Here is a 22,455-nt window from a genome sequence, read left to right on the forward strand (position 1 = left end):
GCCGGGAAGATCGATGCCGGGTTCGGCCCGACATGCCTGAAGAACAAGGATTGGAGCGACCCATGAATGAGGCAGTTCGAAATCCCGCCAAGCCGACCAATGGGCCGACCAATGGGCCGATCATCGAGATCGAGAACCTGTCGATCTCCTTCTTCACCCGCAAGGGCGAAATCCCGGCGGTCATGGATTTTTCCTGCACGGTCATGCCTGGCGAGGCGATGGGTATTGTCGGCGAATCCGGCTGCGGCAAGTCGACCGTGTCGCTGGGCATCATGCGCGACCTCTCCAACATCGGAAAGATCGTCGGCGGAAAGATCAAATTCCAGGGCAAGGACATGGGAGAACTGTCCGACGAAGAACTGCGAGCTATCCGCGGCAACAAGATCGCGATGATCTACCAGGAGCCGATGGCCAGTCTTAACCCGGCGATGAAGGTCGGCCAGCAGCTGATGGAAGTGCCACTGATCCACGACAAGGTGTCGAAGGACGAAGCTTACAAACGCGCCTTGGAAATGGTGCGCGCGGTGAAGCTGCCGGATCCCGAGCGCATGATGCGTTCCTACCCGCACCAGCTTTCCGGCGGCCAGCAGCAGCGCATCGTCATTGCCATGGCGCTGCTGTCGAAGCCTGCGCTGCTTCTGCTCGACGAGCCGACCACAGCGCTCGACGTGACGGTTGAGGCCGGCATCGTCGACCTGGTCAAGGGGCTGGGCGAGAAGTTCGGCACCTCGATGATCTTCGTGTCGCACAATCTCGGCCTGATCCTGGAGACCTGCGACCGCATCACGGTGATGTATTCGGGCGAAGCGGTGGAGACCGGCAAGATCAAGGACGTCTTCGACCGGATGCGCCATCCCTACACGCAAGGCCTGTTCCGCTCGATCCCGCTGCCGGGCGCCGACAAAAATTCGCGGCCGCTGATCTCCATCCCGGGGCAGTTGCCGCTACCGCACGAGCGGCCGAAGGGCTGCAATTTCGGCCCGCGCTGCCACCATTTCGTCGAGGGCGTCTGCAACGCCGCCGAAATTCCGATGATCGCGGTCGAAGGCCATGACGGGCATTTCTCGCGCTGTGTGCGCTTCAACGAGATCGACTGGGAGGCGCTGCCACCCGGCGCCAAGAAGGTCAACGAGCGGGTGGTGCCCGGTGCGCCGGTGCTCCAGATCGAAGACCTCCGGAAGTACTACAAGGTCGGCGGCAGCGAAGTGTTCGGCTCGAGCGAGGGCCGTGTCGTCAAGGCCAATGAGACGATCTCGTTCATGGCGCGCGAATCCGAGACCGTCGCTATCGTCGGCGAATCCGGCTGCGGAAAATCGACCCTGGCCAAGGTGCTGCTCGGCCTCGAAACGGCAAGCTCCGGCCGCGTCAAGCTCGGCAACAAGGAGATCCAGTCGACCGGGATCGAGAAGCGCAGCGTCGACACGGTGTCATCGATCCAGATGGTGTTCCAAAATCCGTTCGACACGCTCAATCCCAGCCATTCGGTCGGTTCGCAGATCATCCGTACGCTGGAAAAGTTCAATGTCGGCGACTCGGTGGCCGACCGCCGCAAGCGGATGCTGGAATTGCTCGACCTGGTGAAGCTGCCGAGGGCATTCGAGACACGCAAGCCGCGCCAGCTTTCAGGCGGCCAGAAACAGCGCATCGGCGTTGCGCGTGCCTTTGCCGGCGACGCCAAGGTGGTGGTGGCCGACGAGCCGGTCTCGGCACTGGATGTGTCGGTCCAGGCCGCGGTGACCGAGCTCTTGATGGACATCCAGCGCAAGAACAAGACGACGATGCTGTTCATCAGCCACGATCTGTCGGTTGTGCGCTACATCGCCGACCGCGTCGTCGTCATGTATCTCGGCTATATCGTTGAGCAAGGCACGACCGACCAGATATTCGCGCCGCCCTATCACCCCTATACCGAGGCATTGCTGTCGGCGATCCCGATCGCCGACACAAGCGTGGTCAAGAAGCACGTCGTGCTGGAGGGCGACATCCCTTCGGCGATGAACCCGCCGTCCGGCTGTCCGTTCCAGACGCGCTGCGGCTACAAGAAACTGGTGCCGGACAACCTTTGCGAAACCAAGGTGCCGCCAGTCAAAAATCTCGGCGACGGCCATATGAGCTTGTGCTGGCTGTCCGACGACGTGCTGGCGAAAATGGAGCCGGTGATCAAATTCGACAAGGAGCACGCCGCAAATGAGGGCGTGCCGGATGATGCAAACCACGGTGTTGGCCCGGGCTTTGCCGGAGATCCGCCCAAGCGCCCGCATGGCAAGACTGGCAGCGTTGAAGCCGATGCCGAGGGTCAGGCAGTGGAGAATGCCGAAGCGGTCGCCAAAGCCCGCCGTCACGAGGTTCGCGACGAGGTTTCAGAGACCGGCACCTCAAGCTCTGCCGACAGCCAGGTGGCACCAATCATGCCGCCGACTGTCGGCGACGGCCGACAGGCCGAGGACGCCACGCGCAAGCCGCGCAAACCCAAGGGCGGCTGAGAGCCGTTAATAGGCTAGGGCGCGCATTGCCGTAGCTGCGCGGCGTAGTCCTGCGCCATCTGTTCGGTGGCATGCGCATAGCGCTGCACGTCGGCGTCGCCGCGATTGCCGCGCTTATAGGCATTCCAGCCGAGATAGTAGGCGAGATACAGATTGTAGGTGTCGTTGCGGGCGACGCCGAGGGTCTCGGCGGTCTTGGAATGATACCAGCCGACGAAATCGACGGCATCGGCAAACCTGGTGCGGCGCGCCGCCCAGCTGCCGGTCTCGTTCTGGTATTGCGCCCAGGTGCCGTCGAGCGCCTGCGAGAAGCCGGTGGCGCTGGAGATATGTTTCCAGGGAATGAAGCCCAGCAGCTTGGTGCGCGGCGGCCTGGCGTTGCTCTTGAAGCCGGATTCCTTGCGCACCGTCGCCATCAGCACGGGAACCGGCACGCCGTATTTCTGCTCGGTGCGTTGTGCCGCCGCCTGCCAATTGTCGAACCAGCCGTCATTCTGGTCGAAAACGGCGCAGACATCGTTGATGTGGTTCGGCGGCGTCGCGCAGGCCGAAAGCGCCAGCGGCACGGCAATCGCTACAATTTTACTAAAACTCAACCTACGCATTGCAAGAGCATTAGGCCGAAAACATAAAAGGAATCTTGCTGCGTTCCTTAACGGCTCATCGGCCGCTTTGCCTGACGCGGAACAAGTATAACCATTCCGACGTTTGTTGTCGCTTTTACCGATGTGAAATTCCCGGAATGCCGCCTTGGCTAAAATCACGCCCGCAGGTGGCGGATTCTTGACAGCTCGATCCTCGTGCCGGCGCTTTGATGCGCGGCATGAGCGAACCAAGACGCAAGCGCGGCGCCGAGCGAACCAGCAACAGGGGACCGACCGCCATCCCGCAACTGCCGTTGCGCCGCGTCACCAATCCCTATCCGCCAATGGCGATGCTCTCGGCCGACCAGATCGAGGCGATCCACCAGGCGTCGATGCATATCTTGGAGAATTTCGGCATCGAGGTGATGAGCCCGCGGGCGCTGTCGCTGTTCGAGAAGGCCGGGGCCAAGGTCGATCATGCAACGATGAACGTCCGCATCGATCGCGGCATGATCGAGGAAGCGCTGAAGACGACGCAGTCCAGCTATACGCTGACGCCGCGCAATCCCGCCCATGCCGTCCACCTCGGCGGCAATACCATCAACTTCACGCTCGTCGCCGGGCCGCCGAATGTGCACGACATGGAGCGCGGCCGCCGTGCCGGCAATTTGCGCGATTATTCCGATCTCGTCCGGCTGGCGCAGCATTTCAACTGCATCCACATGCTAGGCAACCAGGTCTGCGCGCCGGTAGAATTGCCGGCGAATTCCCGTCATCTCGACACCTATTTCGCCAATCTGACACTGACCGACAAAAGCTTTCACGTCTCGGCCATCGGCCGCGGCAGGGCGCTCGACGGCATCGAAATGATGGCAATCGCGCGCGGACTGACGCTTGACGAGATGCGCGACGATCCCGGCGTCACCACGATCATTTCGGTCAATTCGCCGCGCCGCTTCGACGAGATGATGGCCGAGGGGCTGATGACGATGGCCGAGTTCGGCCAGTCGGTGGCGGTAACGCCATTCACGCTGATGGGGGCGATGAGCCCGGTGACGCTTGCCGGCGCGCTCGCCCAGCAGAATGCCGAGGCGCTGTTCGGCGTGGTGCTGACGCAGCTCGTCCGCCCCGGAGCGCCGGTGATGTATGGCGCCTTCACCTCCAATGTCGATATGAAATCGGGAGCGCCGGCGTTCGGCACGCCTGAAAACACCAAGGCGAATATCGCGTCCGGACAGTTGGCGCGGCGTTACAACCTGCCTTATCGCACAACGCCGGGCTCGGCTTCCAATGCCGCCGACGCGCAAGGCGCCTATGAGACGCTGATGGCGCTGTGGGGCGCGGTGCTCGGCCATGGCAACCTCGTCTACCATGCCGCCGGCTGGCAAGAGGGCGGACTGACAGCGTCGTTCGAAAAGTTCATCATCGACGTCGAGATGATCCAGCACATGATGGAGTTTTTGCGCCCGATCGAGGTCAACGAGGCCGAGCTTGCTGTCGAGGCTCTGGGTGCGGTTCCGACCGGCGGCCATTTCTTCGGCGAGCCGCACACTCTGGAGCGCTACGCCACAGCCTTCTACCAGCCGATGCTGTCCAACTGGCAAAATTTCGAGGCCTGGCAGGAGGCTGGCGGGCTCGATGCCACGGCGCGGGCGACGAGGCTTTGGAAGAAGGCGCTGGAGGACTATGTCGAGCCGGTGATGGAAGTCTCCAGGCGCGAGGCGCTTGAGACGTACGTGGCCAAGCGCAAGGAAGCGATCGGGCAAAGCGAGCCGTGATGATCGAAGGCTCGCGCTCGTGGGGCTCCTCCCCGAATTCATCGTTCCCATCCAACTCGTTGACGTCAGAGAGAATCCCATGAAATCGCATGCAAAGGTCGTGGTTATCGGCGGTGGCGTCGTCGGGTGCTCCGTGCTGTTCCATCTGGCCCGGCACGGCTGGACAGACATCGTGCTTCTGGAGCGCGATGAATTGACCTCCGGCTCGACCTGGCACGCCGCCGGCGGCATGCACACGATCAATGGCGATCCCAATGTCGCCAAGCTGCAGAAATACACAATCTCGCTCTACAAGGAGATCGAGGAACTGTCCGGCCAGGCGACCGGCGTGCATTTGACAGGCGGCGTCTTGCTGGCAGCGACGGAGGCGCGGCTCGACTGGCTGCGCGGCGTCGTCGCCAAGGGCCGCTATCTCGGCATCGAGCTCGAGGAGATATCGCCTGATGAGGCGGCCGAGCTGATGCCGTTGCTCGATCCCAAGCAGTTCGTCGGTGCCGTGCGCAACAAGGAGGACGGTCATCTCGATCCGTCCGGCGTTACCCATGCCTACGCCAAGGCGGCGAGGAAGCTTGGTGCCGAGGTCGAGCGTTTCACCAAGGTCGAGGACATTGTGCGGCGCGCCGACGGGTTGTGGCGTGTCATCACCAACAAGGGTGAGGTGGTGGCCGAGCATGTCGTCAACGCCGGCGGCCTGTGGGCGCGTGAGGTCGGCCGCATGGTCGGGCTGGAGCTGCCGGTGCTGGCGATGGAGCACATGTACCTGATCACCGAGGACATGCCGGAAGTCGCCGCCTGGAACCAGAAGACTGGTTCCGAAATCATCCATGCCGTGGATTTCGATGGCGAGCTGTATTTGCGCCAGGAGCGCGGCGGCATGCTGATGGGCACTTATGAAAAGGCCAACAAGCCTTGGTCCGAGTTCCAGACGCCATGGAATTTCGGCCACGAGCTGCTCGAAGCCGACATCGACCGCATCGCGCCGTCGCTGGAGGTCGGCTTCCGGCATTTCCCGGCCTTCCAGAACACCGGCATCAAGCAGATCATCAACGGGCCCTTCACCTTCGCACCGGACGGCAATCCGCTGGTCGGGCCGGTGCGCGGCCTGCCGGGGTTCTGGGTGGCCTGTGGTGTCATGGCCGGGTTCTCGCAGGGCGGCGGCGTCGGGCTGGCGCTGTCGAACTGGATGATCGAAGGCGATCCCGGCGCCGATATCTGGGCGATGGATGTGTCGCGCTACGGTGACTGGGCGACGATGGCCTACACCAATGCCAAGGTGCGCGAAAACTATTCGCGGCGGTTTTCGATCCGCTTCCCGAACGAGGAACTACCGGCCGGCCGGCCGCTCAAGACGACACCGGTTTACGACCTGTTGTCGGCCAAAGGGGCGCAATGGGGGGGCGCCTATGGGCTGGAGGTGCCGCTGTGGTACGCGCCCGAAGGCGTCAAGGACGAATTCTCCTGGCGGCGCTCGAGCGATTTCGAGCATGTCGCAAATGAGGTCAAGACCGTTCGTGAAGGCGTTGGTCTCTCGGAAATCTCGTCATTCGCCAAATACAGGGTAACCGGCGAGGGCGCCGCAGCCTGGCTCGACCGCCTGCTTGCCTGCAAGTTGCCAAGGCCCGGCCGCATGACGCTGGCGCCGATGCTGAAGGAAGACGGCAGGCTGATTGGCGATTTCACGCTGGCCAATCTCGGCGGTCCAAATTCGGAAAGTGACGATTGGTTCCTGGCCGGCTCTGGCGTCGCCGAGCAGTACCATATGCGCTGGTTCGAGGCGCATCTGCCGCAGGACGGCTCGGTCAGTATCGAAGCGTCGGGAGCAAAACTCACCGGCCTGTCGATCGCTGGCCCCAAGGCGCGCGACGTGTTGGCAAAAGTTACGCGGGCGGACGTATCGAATGCCGCGTTTCCGTTCATGGCCATCAGCAAGATGGATATCGGCATGGCGCCATGCCTGGTCGGGCGCGTCAGCTACACCGGCGATCTCGGCTACGAAATCTGGGTCGCGCCGGAATATCAGCGCGCCGCCTATCAGGCGCTGATGGCCGCGGGGGAGGAATTCGGCATCGGCCTGTTCGGCTCGCGCGCGCTCAACGCATTGCGGCTTGAGAAGAATTACGGCTCATGGGCGCGCGAATACCGGCCGATCTATGGACCGTTGGAAGCCGGGCTCGACCGCTTCGTCGCCTACGGCAAGCAAGCCGATTTCATCGGCAAGCAGGCGGCGTTGGCCGAGCGCAAGCAAGGCGGCAGACTGCGGCTGCGGGCCTTTGTCGTCGATACTGTCGATGCCGACGTCATCGGCGACGAGCCAATCTGGTACGGCGGTGCGGTGCGTGGCTGGGTCACGTCAGGCGGCTACGCACATCATTCCAAAAAATCCGTCGCCATCGGTTATGTGCCGAAAGAGATCGCCGATGAGGCCGATGGTTTCGAGATCGAGCTGCTAGGCAAGCGTCACGCCGCGCGCATGCAGCCGATCCCGCTGTTCGACGCGAATTTCGAGCGGATGCGTGGGTGACGTTTCAGGCACCGCGGCGGTTGTCCAGCGCTAGGGCGCCGGCGCCGGCGAACACCAGATACAGGAAGATGAAACAGAACGATATTGCCGCATCGCCGCCGTTGTTGACCGGGAAGAAGTCACGCGGCATGTGCGCCATGAAATAGGCGATCGCCATCTCGCCGCTGAGAAGGAATGCCACCGGTCTGGTGAAAAGCCCCAATACCAGCAGGATGCCGCCTCCGAATTCCAGGATGGCCGCGGTCAGCGATAGCCCGCTCATGGTGCCGGCATGGTCGCCGACGGGGAAATTGAACAGTTTCTGGGTGCCGTGCTCAATGAACTGCAGCGCCGTCATGATGCGCAAGGCGGCAAGGGCGAACGGTTGATATCCGGCGAGGCCTTCGAAAAGCTTCATCTACGACTCCATTTTCACCTAGCCCGGCCATAGGTCATCGCCAAAGGCCGGACCATTCACATAGTCCGGCCTGCATTCAACTGTCGGTGAGTGAGTCGTGAGGCGTGCCGCAGCCTTGGGGCCGCACGATGGCGGCCCCGCGATCAGCGCGGCCGTTAATGCCCCGGCGCTGTCAGAGCAAAGTGCGCGCCTTGCGGGTCTGTGCACTGTACGATCCAGCTGCCGCCGGGGACCTCCATCGGACCCATCAGGATCTTGCCGCCATTGTCGGTGACGCGCTTGGCTGCCGCGTCGATGCCGGGCACGTTGAAATAGAACTGCCAGACCGGCGCCGGGATCTGCTCGGGCTTGTTCATCAAGCCGCCAACGGGCTCGCCGCCGAAGGCGAAAAGCTGGTAGACGCCCATCGGACCCATATCCATGGCGTCGCCCTTCTCCCAGCCGAACTGGCTGGAATAGAAATCGAACGCCGCCTTCCAGTCTGACGTGTAGAGCTCATGCCAGCCGATGTTGCCGGGGGTCGCCAACGGTAGCGGCGGCTGGTCGGGGCCGCTGGGCTGCAGGAAGTTGAACATCGCGCCTTGCGGGTCTGCAACGACGGCGAAGCGGCCGACGCCAGGAATGTCGTCGGGCTCGCGGTGAACCGCGCCACCAGCCTTCTTGAGGGAGGCCGTTGCGGCATCGACGTCCCTGGTGAGGATATAACCGACCCAGGCCGGCGGCATGCCCATCTTGCGCGCGTCCTCGGGCAGCGTCATCAGCCCGCCGACGCCGCGCTCGCCGACATTCATGACGACATAGCGCGGCATGCCCGGGGCCCCTTCGAAAGGCTGCCCCCTCCACCCCACCACGGAGGTGTAAAACGCCTCGGCGGCGTCGAGATCGGTGGTCATCAGCTCGTACCAGAAGAAGGGCATCGGGGACTGTGGCATTGTCGTGCTCCTTGCGGTTTGTACATCGATCATGCGCGATCCATTCTAGGACGATCTTCACGACGAAAATCCGACAGCCAACCAAAAAAGATGACGGCAAATTGGAAATGTTACCGGGTTGCGCGCCCTGCGGTTTTCGACTTTGCTCGCAGTCAACGAGGGGTTGTTGATCCATGCGCCGGATGTCGCTCACTTCCGAACTTGTCGCGAATATCTCTTCAGCACCGTCCATCATCTGGAAGAGTTCGGCATTCGCGACCGCAATCTGTGGCGGCTGCAGGAAATCGTCGCGGACGAGATCAGGTCGATGCATGGCCGCAAGCCCTGAAGCCGGCTCCCAGACGGCGCCCTGACCAGAGCGGACCATCACCAGTCTAAGGGCTATCCCGCTGCCCGGAATGGTTGTGGAAGGCGTGGTGTGAAGCGAGGGGTCAGATCCAAGCAGCTATGGCTTCACGAGCAATCACCTCTACCGTGCATTCGAGACTGAGCAATAGAAAATGCGAACAGTCGTTTGTCGGCCCGGGTATTGATCGCAACCAGTGCGAGTTCTCGACTCGGAGGAGGGGCCATCTATAGGAGGCTTGCCTGCCAGAGCCAATCAACGGGATTGAGCTGCTAGCGCTGACATGGGTCACTCCCAACATGTCGTCATGAGCCGAAAGTGCTAGCACTCCGTGGAAGTTGATCTTGAGGGTTCGTTCGGATGCCCCGACGAAGAAGTCGCCTTCGACGGCCAATTCAAAGTAGTTGTCGGATTTCAGACGCCACACCTGACAGGCAGCCAGCGGTAAATCTTCCACAGGCTCCCACCGCTGAACCGCCTCCTGAACAATGTCCATTACCTTCTCCAATGTTTGAAAATCGCGCACGATGCTCAAGCGCCTACCGCCTGGTAACGCTTTCGAACAGCTTGTCGCCACTTGGTAGCCAATTCTGGGCGCCGCATCCATTGAGGCGCAACGGACAGTGCTCAAAAACATGAGTGCGTTTATCATGTTTTTATCGAGCGGTTTCAGCGGTTTGCGCCGAAAATTGACCAATTGATAAAAAAATAAAACGTGCTAGCCTTCCCCAAAACAAGAACATGGGGAACTGACGATGCCAGAAGGCCAGTTCAAGCAAGGCATTGCCGGCGGGCGGCTTTCGCCGGAACAATATGCCGATAATTTTGCCGACCTGCACCCGCCGCTCGATCATCACGAGGCGCTGGTCGAGTCCGACCGCTGCTATTTCTGCTATGACGCGCCGTGCATGAATGCGTGTCCGACCTCGATCGACATCCCGCTGTTCATCCGCCAGATTTCGACGGGCAATCCGATTGGCTCAGCCAGGACTATTTTTGACCAGAACATTTTGGGCGGCATGTGCGCCCGCGTCTGCCCGACCGAGACGCTGTGCGAAGAAGTCTGCGTGCGCGAGGTGGCCGAAGGCAAGCCGGTGCAGATCGGTCGCCTTCAGCGCTACGCCACCGATGTCGCCATGGCCGAAAACAAGCAGTTCTACAAGCGCTCCGAACCGACCGGCAAGACGGTCGCCGTGGTCGGCGCCGGACCGGCCGGGCTTGCCGCCGCGCATCGGCTCGCCCGCTACGGCCACGACGTGACCATCCTGGAAGCCCGCCCGAAGCCCGGCGGCCTCAATGAGTACGGTATCGCCGCCTATAAAAGCGTCGACAATTTTGCCCAGGCCGAAGTCGACTATGTCACGTCGATCGGCGGCATCGACATCCAGAACGGCAAGGCGCTCGGCCGTGATTACCAGCTGTCGGACCTGACCAGGAATTACGATGCGGTGTTCCTCGGCATGGGGCTTGCCGGCGTCAATGCCTTGCGAGCGGATGGCGAGGAAGCGCAAGGCGTCACCAATGCCGTCGAGTTCATTGCCGAGCTTCGCCAAGCCAGCGATCTGGCCAGCCTGCCGGTCGGCCGGCGCGTCGTCGTCATCGGCGGCGGCATGACGGCGATCGATGCGGCGGTGCAGTCGAAGCTGCTCGGAGCCGAAGAGGTGACGATCTGCTATCGGCGCGGCCCGGAGCACATGAACGCCTCCGAATTCGAGCAGGACCTGGCCGCTGCCAACGGCGTCATCATCCGGCACTGGTTGCAGCCGAAGCGGGTCATTGCCGACGGCGGCAAGGTGTCGGCGATCGAGCTCGAATACACCGCGATGGACGGCGACCGGCTCGTCGGCACCGGCGAGCGGCTGACGCTCGTCGCCGACCAGGTGTTCAAGGCGATCGGCCAGAGTTTTGTCCCGGCTGCGCTCAACGGCAGCGGGGCTTTGCTTGACCTGGAAGCCGGCCGCATCAAGGTCGACGCCGAAGGCCGCACCTCGCTGCCAAACGTCTGGGCCGGCGGCGACTGCATCTTTGGCGGCGACGACCTGACAGTCTCGGCCGTCGCACAAGGCCGCGACGCGGCGGAAAGCATTCATCGGGCACTGACCTCGAACGGGAGGGCATGAGCATGGCAGACATCCGCAACAATTTCGTCGGCATCAAGTCGCCGAACCCGTTCTGGCTTGCCTCGGCGCCGCCGACCGACAAGGCCTACAACGTCATCCGCGCCTTCAAGGCTGGCTGGGGCGGCGTTGTCTGGAAGACGCTCGGCGAAGAAGGGCCGCCGGTGGTCAACGTCAACGGTCCGCGCTACGGCGCGATCTGGGGCGCCGACCGTCGTCTGCTCGGCCTCAACAACATCGAGCTGATCACCGACCGCGACCTGCAGGTCAATCTGCGCGAGATCAAGCAGGTCAAGATGGACTGGCCCGACCGGGCGATCGTCGTCTCGCTGATGGTGCCTTGCGAGGAGCATGCCTGGAAGGCGATCCTGCCGGTAGTCGAGGAGACCGGCGCCGACGGCATCGAACTCAATTTCGGCTGCCCGCATGGCATGTCGGAACGCGGCATGGGTGCGGCAGTCGGCCAGGTGCCGGAATACATCGAAATGGTGGTGCGCTGGTGCAAGGCCAACACCCGCATGCCTGTCATCACCAAGCTGACGCCCAACATCACCGACATACGCAAGCCGGCACGCGCTGCCCTTGCCGGCGGCACCGACGCGGTGTCGCTGATCAACACCATCAATTCGATCACCGGCGTCAATCTCGATAGTTTCGCACCGGAGCCGACGATCGACGGCAAGGGTTCGCATGGCGGCTATTGCGGCCCGGCGGTGAAGCCGATCGCCATGAACATGGTGGCCGAGATCGCGCGCGACCCGGAAACGAAGGGCCTGCCGATCTCCGGTATCGGCGGCATTACCACCTGGCGTGACGCCGCCGAATTCATGGCGCTTGGCGCCGGCAATGTGCAGGTGTGCACGGCGGCGATGACCTTTGGCTTCAAGATCGTGCAGGAGATGATCGCCGGCCTGGAAAACTGGATGGACGAGAAGGGCCATGCCACGCTCGACGACATCGTCGGCCGTGCCACGCCCAACGTCACCGACTGGCAGTATCTCAACCTCAACTACGTCGCCAAGGCGCATATCGACCAGGATGCCTGCATCAAATGCGGCCGCTGCCACATTGCCTGCGAGGACACTTCGCACCAGGCGATCACCGCAATCGTCGATGGCGTCAGGCATTTCGAGGTGATCGAGGCCGAATGCGTCGGCTGCAATCTCTGCGTCAATGTCTGTCCGGTCGAGAACTGCATCACCATGGAGCCACTGGCGGTTGGCGCGATCGACGAGCGCACTGGTAGGCCAGTGTCGCCGATCTATGCCAACTGGACGACGCATCCGAACAATCCGATGGCCAAGGTGGCGGCGGAATAGCATTGCGAAAAAAAAGCGGCGTTCATGGCGCCGCTTTTTGACCTTCCTATTGCGGATAAAAGTTATCCACGATAATCTATATCCATGAACAGGAGAGCGAAATGAAGCTGGGCGAAGGCGTCGAAGCGGCCATCCACTGCGCCGCGATGCTCGCCGGCGTTGATGGCGCCGCGACCTTGCCAGGTGCTGCCATGGCCGAGGCGTTCGGGCTGTCGCCGAGCTATCTGCTTAAGCATCTCAACGCGCTGACTGCGTCCGGCATTCTGGAATCAGTGCCGGGGCCGTCCGGCGGCTATCGGCTAGCACGGCCGGCCGAGCGCATTACGCTGCTCGATATCGTGCTCGCTGTCGAAGGGCGCGAACCTGCCTTTCGCTGCGGCGAGATCCGCCGCAACGGTCCCGTCAAGCTCGATGCATCGGCCTACGTCAAACTATGCGGCATCAATGCCGCGATGCTGAAGGCCGAGCGCGCCTATCGTGCCGCACTTGCCGAAACCAAGCTGTCCGACATCGTGGCCACTTACGCGGCAGAAGGCGATCCGAGATCGATTGCTGCCAGTTGCGCCTTTGTGGCGCGCCATCAGCGGCCGCAGAAATCCAGTTCAACCAAGCAAGCATGAAAGGAAAGACGATGAAACAGCGGATGCAATTTTTCGCCAAGGCGCCGGAGATCATGAAGGCGGTGTCGGCACTCAACAAGGCGGTCGACGAATGCGGGCTCGAGGCGAGCCTGCTGCATCTGATCAAGCTCAGGGCATCGCAGATCAATGGTTGCTCCTATTGCGTCGAGATGCACAGCCGTGAGGCTAGGCGCGATGGCGAGACTGAGCAGAGGCTTTATCTCGTCTCGGCCTGGAAGGAATCGCCGCTATTTTCGGCACGCGAACGCGCCGCCTTTGCCTGGACGGATGCGGTGACGAAGATCGCCGAAAGCGGTGTTTCGGACGAACTCTATGTGCAGACGCTCGAGCATTTCTCGGAAGAGGAACTGGTCAAGCTGTCGGTCGCGCTCGGCATGATCAACACCTGGAACCGGCTTTGCATCCCGTTCCACGCCCTTCATCCGATGCCGGCAGCCAAGGCCGCCTGATCGACGAGACGGGCGCGCGAGCTGCGCGCCCGTTTTCAGTTGGAGATCAAGAACATGTTTGCAAACTTTGAGAACGAGATTCTATTTGCCGCCCGTCTGCTGCTTGGTGGCGCCTTCGTCTTTGCCGGCCTGCGCAACATCCAGAACCGGGCTTTCGTGACCCAATTGATGGCGACGCGCGGCGTGCCGCAGGCGCGGCTGGCGCTGTGGGCCGGCATCGTCCTGCAGATCGGCGCCGGCGCGTTGGTGTTGACGGGTTTGTGGACTGCTGTCGCGGCGGCGGCGCTAATCCTGTTCCTCATTGCCGCGACGCCGATGTTCCACAATTTCTGGGACCATCAGGGGCCGGAACGCGCAGCCCGAATCAATGGGTTTGTCGCCAATGTCGCGCTGACCGGCGGGTTTCTCTCGCTGATGGGGCAGGCGGCATAGCAGCGACCGTCCCGAAACGGTGGACGCATCACCGCTTACGCCGCAAAGCGCAGGCCGCCGTCGCAGGTCAGCACCTGGCCGGTCATGAACCCGTTGGAGACGAGGAATGCGATCGCGCTGGCGACGTCCTCGGCGCGGCCGATGCGGCCGACCGGCGTCTTGCCGGCATACTCGGCAAACACCGTATGGCGCTGTTCATCGGGCAGGAAATCCCACCACGGCGTGTCGATGACGCCCGGCGCCACGACATTGACGCGTAACGGCTTCAGCTCCATCGCCAGGATCGGCACCACGGTCAGCAGCATGCCGTTGACGGCGGCGATGCCGGCGATACCGGGCGCTGACAATTGCGCCGACACCGCCGAGATGAAAGTCACCGAGCCGCTCTTGTTCAGCGTCGGCAAGGCGGCCTGCAGGCAGGAGAGCTGTGGCCGGACCTTCTCGTCGACGCCACCGCCGATGTCGGTCAGGTCAAGTGTTTCGAACGGGCCGAGCCCCTTGCCGCCGCTGGCGGCCAGCACCAGGTGATCGAAAGGGCCGAGATCGCTGAAGAACCGGCGAACCTCGTCCGGCTTCACGGCATCGAAGGCAGCTTTTTCGACGGCGCCGCCAAGGCTTTGCCATGCATTGTCGAGCCTTTCCCTGCTGCGCCCGGTGATCGTCACCTTCATGCCCGGGCCGAGCAGCTTTTTCGCGGTGGCGAGGCCGATGCCGGAGGAGCCGCCGACGATCACGGCGTGCTGCGTTTTCTCGATCATGAATTTTCTTTCTTCGATGTAGCGGAAGCGGGTGCGAGCCCGACAAGACCGAGGCTCAATTCACGCAACTGCTGCCTCGCCTTCGCGTCATAGGCTTGCGCATCGGCGCGGGATTCCCTTTGGCCGTCGAAATAGAGGCCGCTTCGCCCTTCCAGCGTGGGCGATGTGGCGAGATTGATGATGGCTTCGGCGCCGGTTTCGACCGAACTCCAGGGTGTGACGCCCGCCTGCCGCACCATCGTGGTGTTCATGTAGCTTGCCGGATGCAGGCTGTTGACCGTGACGCCGGTGCCGTTCAGCTGCTCCGCCAGATCGATGGTGAACATGATCTGCGCCAGCTTGCTCTGGCAGTAGGCACGAACGCCGTCGTAGGAGCGGGTCAGCATGACATCCCTGAAGTCGATCGCCCGTTGCCCGGCCGAGGCGACATTGATGATGCGCGCCGGCGCACTGGCCTTGAGCAGCGGCAGCAGCTCCGTGGTGAGCAGGAAGCCGGCGAGATAATTGACGGCAAAGCGCAGCTCGTAGCCGTCGGCGCTGACCTGCCGTTTCGCGTTGGGGCCGGCTGTGCCGACGCCGGCATTGTTGATGAGGATATCGAGCCGGTCAGTCCTGGCGCGCACGGCTTCGGCGAGGCGGCGGACCTCGGCCAGGGAGGAGAGGTCGGCGACAAGCAGCTCGGCCTTGCCGCCGGCGGCTTCGATCTCGGCCACGGTCGCCTTGCCCCTTGTCGCGTCGCGGCCATGCACCAGGATGCGGGCGCCGCCGGCGCCGAGCCTTTGCGCCACGACTCTGCCGACGCCGTCGGTCGAGCCGGTAATCAGGATCGTCTTGTCTTTCAGTTCCATGTTCAGAGCCTCCATGTCATCGCTCTGAGCAGAAAGATGGGGCACCAGACGCATGCCAAACAGTTCAAACTTTATCCTGGTATCGGTACTGCTATAATAGCGCCGATGGATTCCACCACGCATTCTGCCGAAGGCAGCCGTCGCCGCGAGCTTGGCGCCTTTCTGCGTTCGCGGCGCGAAAGGCTGACGCCATCGGCCACGGGCATCTCGACCGGCCTGCGCCGGCGCACACCCGGGCTGCGGCGCGAGGAGGTGGCGATGATCGCCGGCGTCGGCACGACCTGGTACACATGGCTGGAGCAAGGGCGCGACGTGCGGCCGTCCGTCGAGGTGCTGACGGCGCTCAGTCAGGCATTGCGCCTGGACGCGGCCGAGCAACGGCATCTGTTCATCCTTGCCGGCCGTCCGCAGCCGGAGCATCGCGTCGATGCGCCTGAAAAAGTCGACGGACCCTTGCTGCACATGCTGCAAAGCCTGGTCCTGCAGCCGGCCTATGTCGTCGGGCGGCGCTGGGATGTGCTGGCCTGGAACTCTGCCGCGGCAGCCGTGTTCGGCGACTATGGCCTGCTGGAGGGCGATGCCCGCAACATCGTCCATATGGTTTTCACCAGCCCGCAGCATCGGCGCCTGCTCGTCGACTGGGAGGAACTGGCGCGTGCCGTGCTGGCGTCATTCCGGGCAGAAAGCGCCAGATATGTCGGCGACCCGGATTTCGAGCGGCTGATCGCGCTGATGACACGCTCGAGCCCGGAGTTTCGGGCATGGTGGCCGCTGCGCGATGTGGCCCGCAACCTGTCGGGTGTGAAGCATGTCAGGCATCCGACGGCAGGCGCCATGGCGTTCGAGCATATGAGCCTGTCGATCGACGACGGCTCGGACATGAAGCTGATCGTCTACACGCCGCTCGCCGAGCAGAACTCGATCGCCAAGCTCGAACAACTGCTGGAGACGCTTCCGGCCGAGCGGCGCAGCGCCTGAACCCAGCTTCGTCATCCTGGGGCGTAGCAGCCGCGAAGCGGCGTCGCGGAGACCCTGGGATCCATGCCGTGACATCTGCCGAAGAATGCAGCGGAGCAGAATACTGCACCGCAGCAACGCTCTGAGGTCACGGCATGGATCCTGGGGTCTGCGCTGCGTCGCTCCGCTCCTTGCTGCGCCCCGGGATGACGAAGCAATGGGGGAGGTTTGCGACAGCCGAGCTGCCTCAGCCCTTCGGCTTCAGCCCGTCGATGAACAGCTGCTCGAGAAACCTTGCGGCGTCCTCGAAGCGGCCGTCGCCGCCGCGGTCGGGGCCGAGCACGGCGCGGACCTGGACGTCGAAATCGGCGTAATGCTGCGTTGTCGCCCAGATCGAAAAGATCAGGTGCCAGGGGTCGGTGCGGGCAATCTTGCCGGCGCGCATCCAGCCCTTGATGACGTTGGCTTTCTCGTCGACCAGCGTCTTCAACTCCCCTTCCAGCATCGGCATGATGCGCGGCGCGCCCTGCAGGATCTCATTGGCGAACAGGCGGCTCTCGCGCGGGAAATCGCGCGCCATTTCCAGCTTGCGCCTGATGTAGCTGCGCAGTTCGGTTAGCGGATCGCCGATGTCGTCGAGTTCGCGCAGCGGCGCCAGCCAGGTGTCGAGAAGCCGCTGCATCAGCGTCTCGTGGATGTCCTCCTTACGGCGGAAATAATAGAGCAGGTTCGGCTTCGACATGCCGGCGGCTTCGGCGATCTGGTCGATGGTCGAGCCGCGAAAACCGTTGGTGGAGAAGACTTCTAGCGCCGCCTCCAGGATGAGCTCGCGCTTTTCCAGCTGAATGCGGGTGCGGCGAGGAGGGGAGCTTTCGACCGCCCCCGTCACCCCGCAAAACCTTCGCCGTGAGGAGTGTCTGGACCAATTCTCTGGACCAGTTTTTCCTCGCCCTGTGGAGCGCACTTCGAAAGCCGCATTTCCGCTAGTAATCCCTTGACCGCTGATAAGGCGGTGCTAACGTTTGTCCAACCGGTCAAAAATTTGCGTAGCACGAAAACGTCGCGAAGACCAAGCGTTGGAAAGACCAAGCGTTAGCCGCACCGAAACAGGTTACAAGGGGAAGTCTTGGTCATGTCCAACCGGCTGAAAGTCACGCCGAACGATCTCAGCGCATTCTGGATGCCGTTCACGGCAAACCGGCAGTTCAAGCAGGCGCCGCGCATGATGGTGTCGGCCAAGGACATGCACTACACGACCAGCGACGGGCGCAAGGTGCTCGACGGCACCGCCGGCCTGTGGTGCGTCAATGCCGGCCACTGCCGCCCGAAGATCACCGAGGCGATCCAGAGCCAGGCGGCAGAGCTCGACTACGCACCCGCGTTCCAGATGGGCCATCCGATCGTGTTCGAGCTGGCGAACCGGCTGGTCGACATCGCGCCGAAGGGCATGGACCATGTGTTCTTCACCAATTCCGGCTCGGAATCGGTCGAGACGGCGCTGAAGATGGCAATCGCTTATCACCGCGTAAAAGGCGAGGGCTCGCGCACCCGTCTGATCGGCCGCGAGCGCGGCTATCACGGCGTCAATTTCGGCGGCATCTCCGTCGGCGGCATTGTCACCAACCGCAAGATGTTCGGCACGCTGCTCGGCGGCGTCGATCACATGCCACACACGCATCTGCCGGAAAAGAACTCTTTCACCAAGGGCGTGCCGGAGCATGGCGCGGAACTGGCGAACGAGCTGGAGCGCATCGTCGCACTGCACGACGCCTCGACCATTGCCGCCGTCATCGTCGAGCCGGTGGCCGGTTCCACCGGCGTCATCCTGCCGCCGAAGGGCTATCTCGAGAGGCTGCGCGAGATCTGCACCAAGCACGGCATCTTGCTGATCTTCGACGAAGTCATCACCGGTTTCGGCCGTCTCGGCACGCCGTTTGCCGCCGACTATTTCGGTGTCACGCCGGATATCATGACCACCGCCAAAGGCGTCTCCAACGGCGTCATCCCGATGGGCGCGGTGTTCGTCAAGAAGGAAATCCACGATGCCTTCATGACCGGCCCCGAGCATATGATCGAGTTCTTCCACGGCTATACCTATTCGGGCAATCCGATCGCCTGTGCGGCTGCGCTCGGCACGCTCGATACCTACAAGGAAGAGGGGCTGCTGACGCGCGGCGAGGAACTGGCGCCGTACTGGGAGGACGCGCTGCACTCGCTGAAGGGCGAGCCGAACGTCATCGATATCAGAAACATCGGCCTGATCGGCGCGATCGAGCTGGCGCCGATCGCCGGGCAGCCGACGAAGCGGGCCTTCTCGGCTTTCGTCAAGGCATTCGAGCGCGGTGCATTGATCCGCACCACCGGCGACATCATCGCGCTGTCGCCGCCGCTGATCATCAGCAAGGGCCAGATCAACGAATTGATCGACCATGTGCGCGAAGTGCTGAGGGCTGTGGATTGAACCAGGTGCAGCTTTCCCTCCCCCTCGAGGGGAGGGTGGCCGCGAAGCGGCCGGGTGGGGTCGGTGCGGCAGTGCGCCAGCCTGACCTTCGGCCGCATAGGTGCCTGTGATGCCCCGGACCCGCGTGAGTTTCGAAATGCGCCAAAAGGCGCGCGCGCTTCGAGTTCATGCGACCAAAGGCGAATCCCTGCTGTGGTATGAACTGCGCGAATTGAAATCGGCCGGCATCAAGTTCCGCCGCCAGTGTCCGATCGGGCCTTATATCGTCGACTTTGCTTGCCTTGCGGTAAAGCTGGTCGTTGAAGTCGATGGTGATCTGCACGAACAGGAGAAGGGCAAACGGCACGACGCCGTCCGTGATGCCTATCTGCGATCGCTCGGGTTCGATATCTTTCGCGTCGATGAGCCCGATGTCATAAACAGCGCCTGGCATGTCGCACAGGTGGTCAAGGAGAAGGTCGCGCGCATGTCAGCCGACCCCACCCGACCGCTTCGCGGCCACCCTCCCCTCGAGGGGGAGGGGGACGCTGGCGTGCCACAACCAATGAGGTTTTAGAATATGGCCGCCCCCGGCNTGGATTGAACCAGGTGCAGCTTTCCCTCCCCTCGAGGGGGAGGGGGACGCTGGCGTGCCACAACCAATGAGGTTTTAGAATATGGCCGCCCCCGGCGAGAATTTGCGAATCAATTCAGACCGTTTGTGGGATTCGATAATGGAGATGGCGAAGATCGGCCCCGGCATTGCCGGCGGCAACAATCGCCAGACCGTTACCGACGAGGACGGCGAAGGGCGGCATCTGTTCAAGCGCTGGTGCGATGAGGCGGGGCTCGAAATGGGCGTCGACGAGATGGGTACGATGTTTGCCCGTCGCGAAGGCACCGACCCCAGCCTGCCGCCGGTCTATGTCGGCAGCCATCTGGACACCCAGCCGACCGGCGGCAAGTATGACGGCGTGCTCGGCGTGCTCGGCGGCCTGGAGGTCGTGCGCTCGCTCAACGATCTCGGCATCAAGACAAAGCATCCGATCGTGGTCACCAACTGGACCAACGAGGAAGGCGCCCGCTTTGCGCCGGCGATGATGGCGTCCGGGGTATTCGCAGGCGTGCTCGACCAGGCCGACGTCTATTCACATGTCGACAAGGACGGCAAGAAATTCGGCGAGGAGCTCGAACGGATCGGCTGGAAGGGCACCGAAAAGGTCGGTGAGCGCAAGATCCACGCCTTCTTCGAATTGCACATCGAGCAGGGCCCGATCCTCGAGGACGAGGGCATCGACATCGGTGTCGTCACCCATGGGCAAGGGTTGAAATGGCTGCAGGTGACGCTGACCGGCAAGGAGGCGCACACCGGCTCGACGCCGATGCCGAAGCGGCGCAATGCCGGGCTCGGCATGGCGCGGGTGATCGAATTGGTGCACGAGATCGCGATGGACTACCAACCCGACGCCGTCGGCGCGGTCGGCCATATGGAGGTCTATCCGAACTCGCGTAACATCATTGCCGGGCGCACCGTCTTCACCATCGACATCCGCTCGCCGGAAAAGGAGGTGCTGGACGCCATGGACGGCCGCATCCGCGAAGGCATCGACACAATCTGCGACGCGCTCGACATCAAATATCAAATCGATCAGGTCGGCCATTTCGATCCGGTCACTTTCGACGCGGGCTGCGTCAAGGCTGTGCGGGATGCGGCGGAGCGCCTGGGATATACGCATCGCAACATCGTCTCCGGCGCCGGCCATGACGCCTGCTGGATCAACCGCGTCGCACCCACCGCAATGGTGATGTGCCCCTGCGTCGACGGTCTCAGCCACAACGAGGCCGAGGAAATCACCAAGGAATGGGCAGCGGCCGGCGCCGACGTGCTGTTCCATGCGGTCGTCGACACGGCGGTGATTGTCGAATGATGGGATAGCCTCGCAACGCCGCTCACAAGAAGCGCGAAGAGAATAAGGGAACAAGAAAATGTCCAAAGTCATCAAGAATGGCACCATCGTCACCGCCGACCGGACGTGGAAGGCCGATGTGCTGTTCAAGCACGGCAAGATCATCGGCATCGGGCCGGATCTGCATGGCGACCATGAGTTCGACGCCAGCGGCTGCTATGTGATGCCGGGCGGCATCGACCCGCATACCCATCTCGAAATGCCGTTCATGGGCACCTATTCGGCCGACGATTTCGAATCCGGCACGCGAGCGGCCCTTGCCGGCGGCACGACCATGGTCGTCGATTTCTGCCTGCCGGCGCCGCAGCAATCGCTGCTCGAGGCCCTGCAGATGTGGGACAACAAGACCTCGAAGGCGTCCTGCGACTATTCCTTCCACATGGCGATCACCTGGTGGGGCAAGCAGGTGTTCGACGAGATGGCCACTGTCGTCGACAGGGGCATTACCTCGTTCAAGCATTTCATGGCCTACAAGGGCGCGCTGATGGTCGATGACGACGAGCTCTATTCGTCGTTCCAGCGCTGTGCCGATCTCGGCGCGCTGCCGCTGGTCCATGCCGAGAATGGCGACGTGGTGGCGGCGCTGTCGCAGAAGCTGCTGGCGGCGGGCAACAGCGGCCCGGAGGGACACGCCTATTCGCGCCCGCCTGAAGTCGAAGGCGAGGCGACCAACCGCGCCATCATGATCGCCGACATGGCCGGTGTGCCGCTCTATGTCGTGCATGTCTCCTGCGAGCAGGCGCACGAAGCCATCCGCCGGGCGCGCCAGAAAGGCATGCGGGTATTCGGCGAGCCGCTGATCCAGCACCTGACGCTGGACGAGAGCGAATATTTCAACAAGGACTGGGACCACGCGGCGCGGCGCGTCATGAGCCCGCCCTTCCGCAACAAACTGCACCAGGATTCGCTGTGGGCCGGCCTGCAGGCCGGGTCGCTGCAAGTGGTGGCGACCGACCATTGTGCCTTCACCACCAAACAAAAGCGCAACGGCGTCGGCGACTTCACCAAGATCCCGAACGGCACGGGCGGGCTCGAGGATCGTTTGCCGGTGCTGTGGACGACCGGCGTTAAGACCGGCCGGCTGACGATGAACGAGTTCGTCGCGGTGACCTCGACCAACATCGCCAAGATCCTTAACATGTACCCGAAGAAGGGCGCCATCGTCGAAGGCGCGGACGCCGACATCATCGTCTGGGACCCGAAGCGCAAGAAGAAGATCACGGCCAAGAAGCAGCAGTCGGTGATCGACTACAATGTCTTCGAAGGTTTTGAGGTAACCGGCCTGCCGCGCTTCGTCTTCTCGCGCGGCGAACTGTCGATCGAGGAAAACGAGGTCAAGGCGAAGCCCGGCCATGGCGAGTTCGTCGCTCGCGAGCCGAACGCGGCGGTCAACCGGGCGCTGTCGACGTGGAAGGAAATTTCCGCGCCGCGCAAGGTGGAACGGACGGGCATCCCGGCGACGGGCGTTTGAGCTTGGCGAGCCACG

20 protein-coding genes and 1 pseudogene are annotated in these 22,455 nt (G+C 62.7%); 14 read left to right on the top strand and 7 right to left on the bottom strand.

Annotated features, from left to right (window positions below; genetic code table 11):
* Positions 1-62: 62 nt before the first annotated feature.
* Positions 63-2,483 (top strand): ABC transporter ATP-binding protein, encoded by a 2,421-nt coding sequence (locus tag X773_RS49735; RefSeq protein ID WP_023675849.1) that lies wholly within the window; start codon positions 63-65, stop codon positions 2,481-2,483.
* A gap of 14 nt (positions 2,484-2,497) precedes the next feature.
* Here X773_RS49735 and X773_RS49740 read toward each other — a convergent pair whose 3' ends face one another.
* On the bottom strand, positions 2,498-3,088 hold the full coding sequence (locus X773_RS49740) for a transglycosylase SLT domain-containing protein (protein ID WP_023675850.1): 591 nt from the start codon (positions 3,086-3,088) through the stop codon (positions 2,498-2,500).
* 218 nt (positions 3,089-3,306) lie between these two features.
* Here X773_RS49740 and X773_RS49745 point away from each other — a divergent pair, with 218 nt between their 5' ends.
* Positions 3,307-4,845, top strand: a complete 1,539-nt coding sequence (locus X773_RS49745; protein WP_023675851.1) for a trimethylamine methyltransferase family protein — start codon at positions 3,307-3,309, stop codon at positions 4,843-4,845.
* A 79-nt stretch (positions 4,846-4,924) separates the two neighbouring features.
* Complete coding sequence (locus tag X773_RS49750; protein ID WP_023675852.1) at positions 4,925-7,366, top strand: FAD-dependent oxidoreductase; 2,442 nt, start codon at positions 4,925-4,927, stop codon at positions 7,364-7,366.
* Between the two features lie 4 nt (positions 7,367-7,370).
* Here the strand turns inward: X773_RS49750 and X773_RS49755 are convergent, their stop codons facing one another.
* On the bottom strand, positions 7,371-7,763 hold the full coding sequence (locus tag X773_RS49755) for a DoxX family protein (protein ID WP_023675853.1): 393 nt from the start codon (positions 7,761-7,763) through the stop codon (positions 7,371-7,373).
* A 155-nt stretch (positions 7,764-7,918) separates the two neighbouring features.
* The gene (locus X773_RS49760) at positions 7,919-8,695 is read right to left on the bottom strand and encodes a VOC family protein (RefSeq protein WP_023675854.1); all 777 of its coding nucleotides are present in this window, start codon (positions 8,693-8,695) and stop codon (positions 7,919-7,921) included.
* A 208-nt stretch (positions 8,696-8,903) separates the two neighbouring features.
* On the opposite strand from X773_RS49760, the pseudogene X773_RS76295 reads away from it, so the two are divergent.
* A pseudogene (locus X773_RS76295) lies at positions 8,904-9,023 on the top strand (gamma-glutamylcyclotransferase); the annotation flags it as partial.
* Between the two features lie 103 nt (positions 9,024-9,126).
* Here X773_RS76295 and X773_RS49770 read toward each other — a convergent pair.
* Positions 9,127-9,576, bottom strand: coding sequence for a hypothetical protein (locus X773_RS49770; RefSeq protein ID WP_156937309.1), 450 nt, complete (start codon positions 9,574-9,576; stop codon positions 9,127-9,129).
* Positions 9,577-9,796: 220 nt separating this feature from the next.
* Between X773_RS49770 and X773_RS49775 the strand changes: the two genes are divergently transcribed.
* The 5 genes from X773_RS49775 to X773_RS49795 all read left to right on the top strand — a co-directional run bounded on the left by X773_RS49775 (position 9,797) and on the right by X773_RS49795 (position 13,999).
* Entirely contained in the window at positions 9,797-11,161 is a 1,365-nt protein-coding gene (locus X773_RS49775; protein WP_023675857.1) for an NAD(P)-dependent oxidoreductase, read from the top strand.
* Between the two features lie 2 nt (positions 11,162-11,163).
* Positions 11,164-12,477, top strand: a complete 1,314-nt coding sequence (gene preA, locus X773_RS49780; RefSeq protein WP_023675858.1) for an NAD-dependent dihydropyrimidine dehydrogenase subunit PreA — start codon at positions 11,164-11,166, stop codon at positions 12,475-12,477.
* A gap of 101 nt (positions 12,478-12,578) precedes the next feature.
* Positions 12,579-13,097 carry an Rrf2 family transcriptional regulator gene (locus X773_RS49785; protein WP_023675859.1) on the top strand — a complete coding sequence of 173 codons (519 nt, stop codon included), beginning with the start codon at positions 12,579-12,581 and terminating at the stop codon, positions 13,095-13,097.
* Between the two features lie 11 nt (positions 13,098-13,108).
* On the top strand, positions 13,109-13,567 hold the full coding sequence (locus X773_RS49790) for a carboxymuconolactone decarboxylase family protein (RefSeq protein WP_023675860.1): 459 nt from the start codon (positions 13,109-13,111) through the stop codon (positions 13,565-13,567).
* A gap of 54 nt (positions 13,568-13,621) precedes the next feature.
* Entirely contained in the window at positions 13,622-13,999 is a 378-nt protein-coding gene (locus X773_RS49795; RefSeq protein ID WP_023675861.1) for a DoxX family protein, read from the top strand.
* Between the two features lie 35 nt (positions 14,000-14,034).
* Here X773_RS49795 and X773_RS49800 read toward each other — a convergent pair whose 3' ends face one another.
* Together X773_RS49800 and X773_RS49805 are read right to left on the bottom strand one after the other, a co-directional pair.
* Entirely contained in the window at positions 14,035-14,757 is a 723-nt protein-coding gene (locus tag X773_RS49800) for an SDR family oxidoreductase (protein WP_023675862.1), read from the bottom strand.
* Positions 14,754-15,605: an SDR family NAD(P)-dependent oxidoreductase gene (locus X773_RS49805; RefSeq protein WP_023675863.1), complete on the bottom strand. Its 852-nt coding sequence runs from the start codon at positions 15,603-15,605 to the stop codon at positions 14,754-14,756. Before X773_RS49805 ends, X773_RS49800 begins: the two co-directional genes overlap by 4 nt.
* A 105-nt stretch (positions 15,606-15,710) precedes the next feature.
* Here X773_RS49805 and X773_RS49810 point away from each other — a divergent pair, with 105 nt between their 5' ends.
* A complete protein-coding gene (locus X773_RS49810; RefSeq protein WP_023675864.1) occupies positions 15,711-16,583 on the top strand; it encodes a helix-turn-helix transcriptional regulator in 873 nt (290 codons plus the stop codon).
* 226 nt (positions 16,584-16,809) lie between these two features.
* On the opposite strand, the gene X773_RS49815 is transcribed toward X773_RS49810, so the two are convergent.
* Positions 16,810-17,451, bottom strand: a complete 642-nt coding sequence (locus X773_RS49815; protein WP_023675865.1) for a TetR family transcriptional regulator C-terminal domain-containing protein — start codon at positions 17,449-17,451, stop codon at positions 16,810-16,812.
* Positions 17,452-17,694: 243 nt separating this feature from the next.
* Between X773_RS49815 and X773_RS49820 the strand changes: the two genes are divergently transcribed.
* The 4 genes from X773_RS49820 (at position 17,695) to hydA (ending at position 22,440) form a co-directional block, all read left to right on the top strand.
* Positions 17,695-19,023, top strand: coding sequence for an aspartate aminotransferase family protein (locus tag X773_RS49820; RefSeq protein ID WP_023675866.1), 1,329 nt, complete (start codon positions 17,695-17,697; stop codon positions 19,021-19,023).
* Positions 19,024-19,132: 109 nt separating this feature from the next.
* Positions 19,133-19,579, top strand: coding sequence for an endonuclease domain-containing protein (locus X773_RS49825; RefSeq protein ID WP_023675867.1), 447 nt, complete (start codon positions 19,133-19,135; stop codon positions 19,577-19,579).
* 100 nt (positions 19,580-19,679) lie between these two features.
* The gene (locus X773_RS49830; protein WP_023675868.1) at positions 19,680-20,930 is read left to right on the top strand and encodes a Zn-dependent hydrolase; all 1,251 of its coding nucleotides are present in this window, start codon (positions 19,680-19,682) and stop codon (positions 20,928-20,930) included.
* Between the two features lie 58 nt (positions 20,931-20,988).
* Positions 20,989-22,440 (top strand): dihydropyrimidinase, encoded by a 1,452-nt coding sequence (gene hydA / locus X773_RS49835; RefSeq protein ID WP_023675869.1) that lies wholly within the window; start codon positions 20,989-20,991, stop codon positions 22,438-22,440.
* Positions 22,441-22,455: the final 15 nt, after the last annotated feature.

Origin of the sequence: Mesorhizobium sp. LSJC280B00 (assembly GCF_000502835.1) — a bacterium.
Classification (GTDB): Bacteria; Pseudomonadota; Alphaproteobacteria; order Rhizobiales; family Rhizobiaceae; genus Mesorhizobium.

Bases quoted from the DNA above. Each gene is read 5' to 3' on its own strand.
- X773_RS49735 (WP_023675849.1), top strand. From the start codon at position 63: ATGAATGAGGCAGTTCGAAATCCCGCCAAGCCGACCAATGGGCCGACC.
- X773_RS49740 (WP_023675850.1), bottom strand. From the start codon at position 3,088: ATGCGTAGGTTGAGTTTTAGTAAAATTGTAGCGATTGCCGTGCCGCTG.
- X773_RS49745 (WP_023675851.1), top strand. From the start codon at position 3,307: ATGAGCGAACCAAGACGCAAGCGCGGCGCCGAGCGAACCAGCAACAGG.
- X773_RS49750 (WP_023675852.1), top strand. From the start codon at position 4,925: ATGAAATCGCATGCAAAGGTCGTGGTTATCGGCGGTGGCGTCGTCGGG.
- X773_RS49755 (WP_023675853.1), bottom strand. From the start codon at position 7,763: ATGAAGCTTTTCGAAGGCCTCGCCGGATATCAACCGTTCGCCCTTGCC.
- X773_RS49760 (WP_023675854.1), bottom strand. From the start codon at position 8,695: ATGCCACAGTCCCCGATGCCCTTCTTCTGGTACGAGCTGATGACCACC.
- X773_RS49775 (WP_023675857.1), top strand. From the start codon at position 9,797: ATGCCAGAAGGCCAGTTCAAGCAAGGCATTGCCGGCGGGCGGCTTTCG.
- preA (WP_023675858.1), top strand. From the start codon at position 11,164: ATGGCAGACATCCGCAACAATTTCGTCGGCATCAAGTCGCCGAACCCG.
- X773_RS49785 (WP_023675859.1), top strand. From the start codon at position 12,579: ATGAAGCTGGGCGAAGGCGTCGAAGCGGCCATCCACTGCGCCGCGATG.
- X773_RS49790 (WP_023675860.1), top strand. From the start codon at position 13,109: ATGAAACAGCGGATGCAATTTTTCGCCAAGGCGCCGGAGATCATGAAG.
- X773_RS49795 (WP_023675861.1), top strand. From the start codon at position 13,622: ATGTTTGCAAACTTTGAGAACGAGATTCTATTTGCCGCCCGTCTGCTG.
- X773_RS49800 (WP_023675862.1), bottom strand. From the start codon at position 14,757: ATGATCGAGAAAACGCAGCACGCCGTGATCGTCGGCGGCTCCTCCGGC.
- X773_RS49805 (WP_023675863.1), bottom strand. From the start codon at position 15,605: ATGGAACTGAAAGACAAGACGATCCTGATTACCGGCTCGACCGACGGC.
- X773_RS49810 (WP_023675864.1), top strand. From the start codon at position 15,711: ATGGATTCCACCACGCATTCTGCCGAAGGCAGCCGTCGCCGCGAGCTT.
- X773_RS49820 (WP_023675866.1), top strand. From the start codon at position 17,695: ATGTCCAACCGGCTGAAAGTCACGCCGAACGATCTCAGCGCATTCTGG.
- X773_RS49825 (WP_023675867.1), top strand. From the start codon at position 19,133: ATGCCCCGGACCCGCGTGAGTTTCGAAATGCGCCAAAAGGCGCGCGCG.
- X773_RS49830 (WP_023675868.1), top strand. From the start codon at position 19,680: ATGGCCGCCCCCGGCGAGAATTTGCGAATCAATTCAGACCGTTTGTGG.
- hydA (WP_023675869.1), top strand. From the start codon at position 20,989: ATGTCCAAAGTCATCAAGAATGGCACCATCGTCACCGCCGACCGGACG.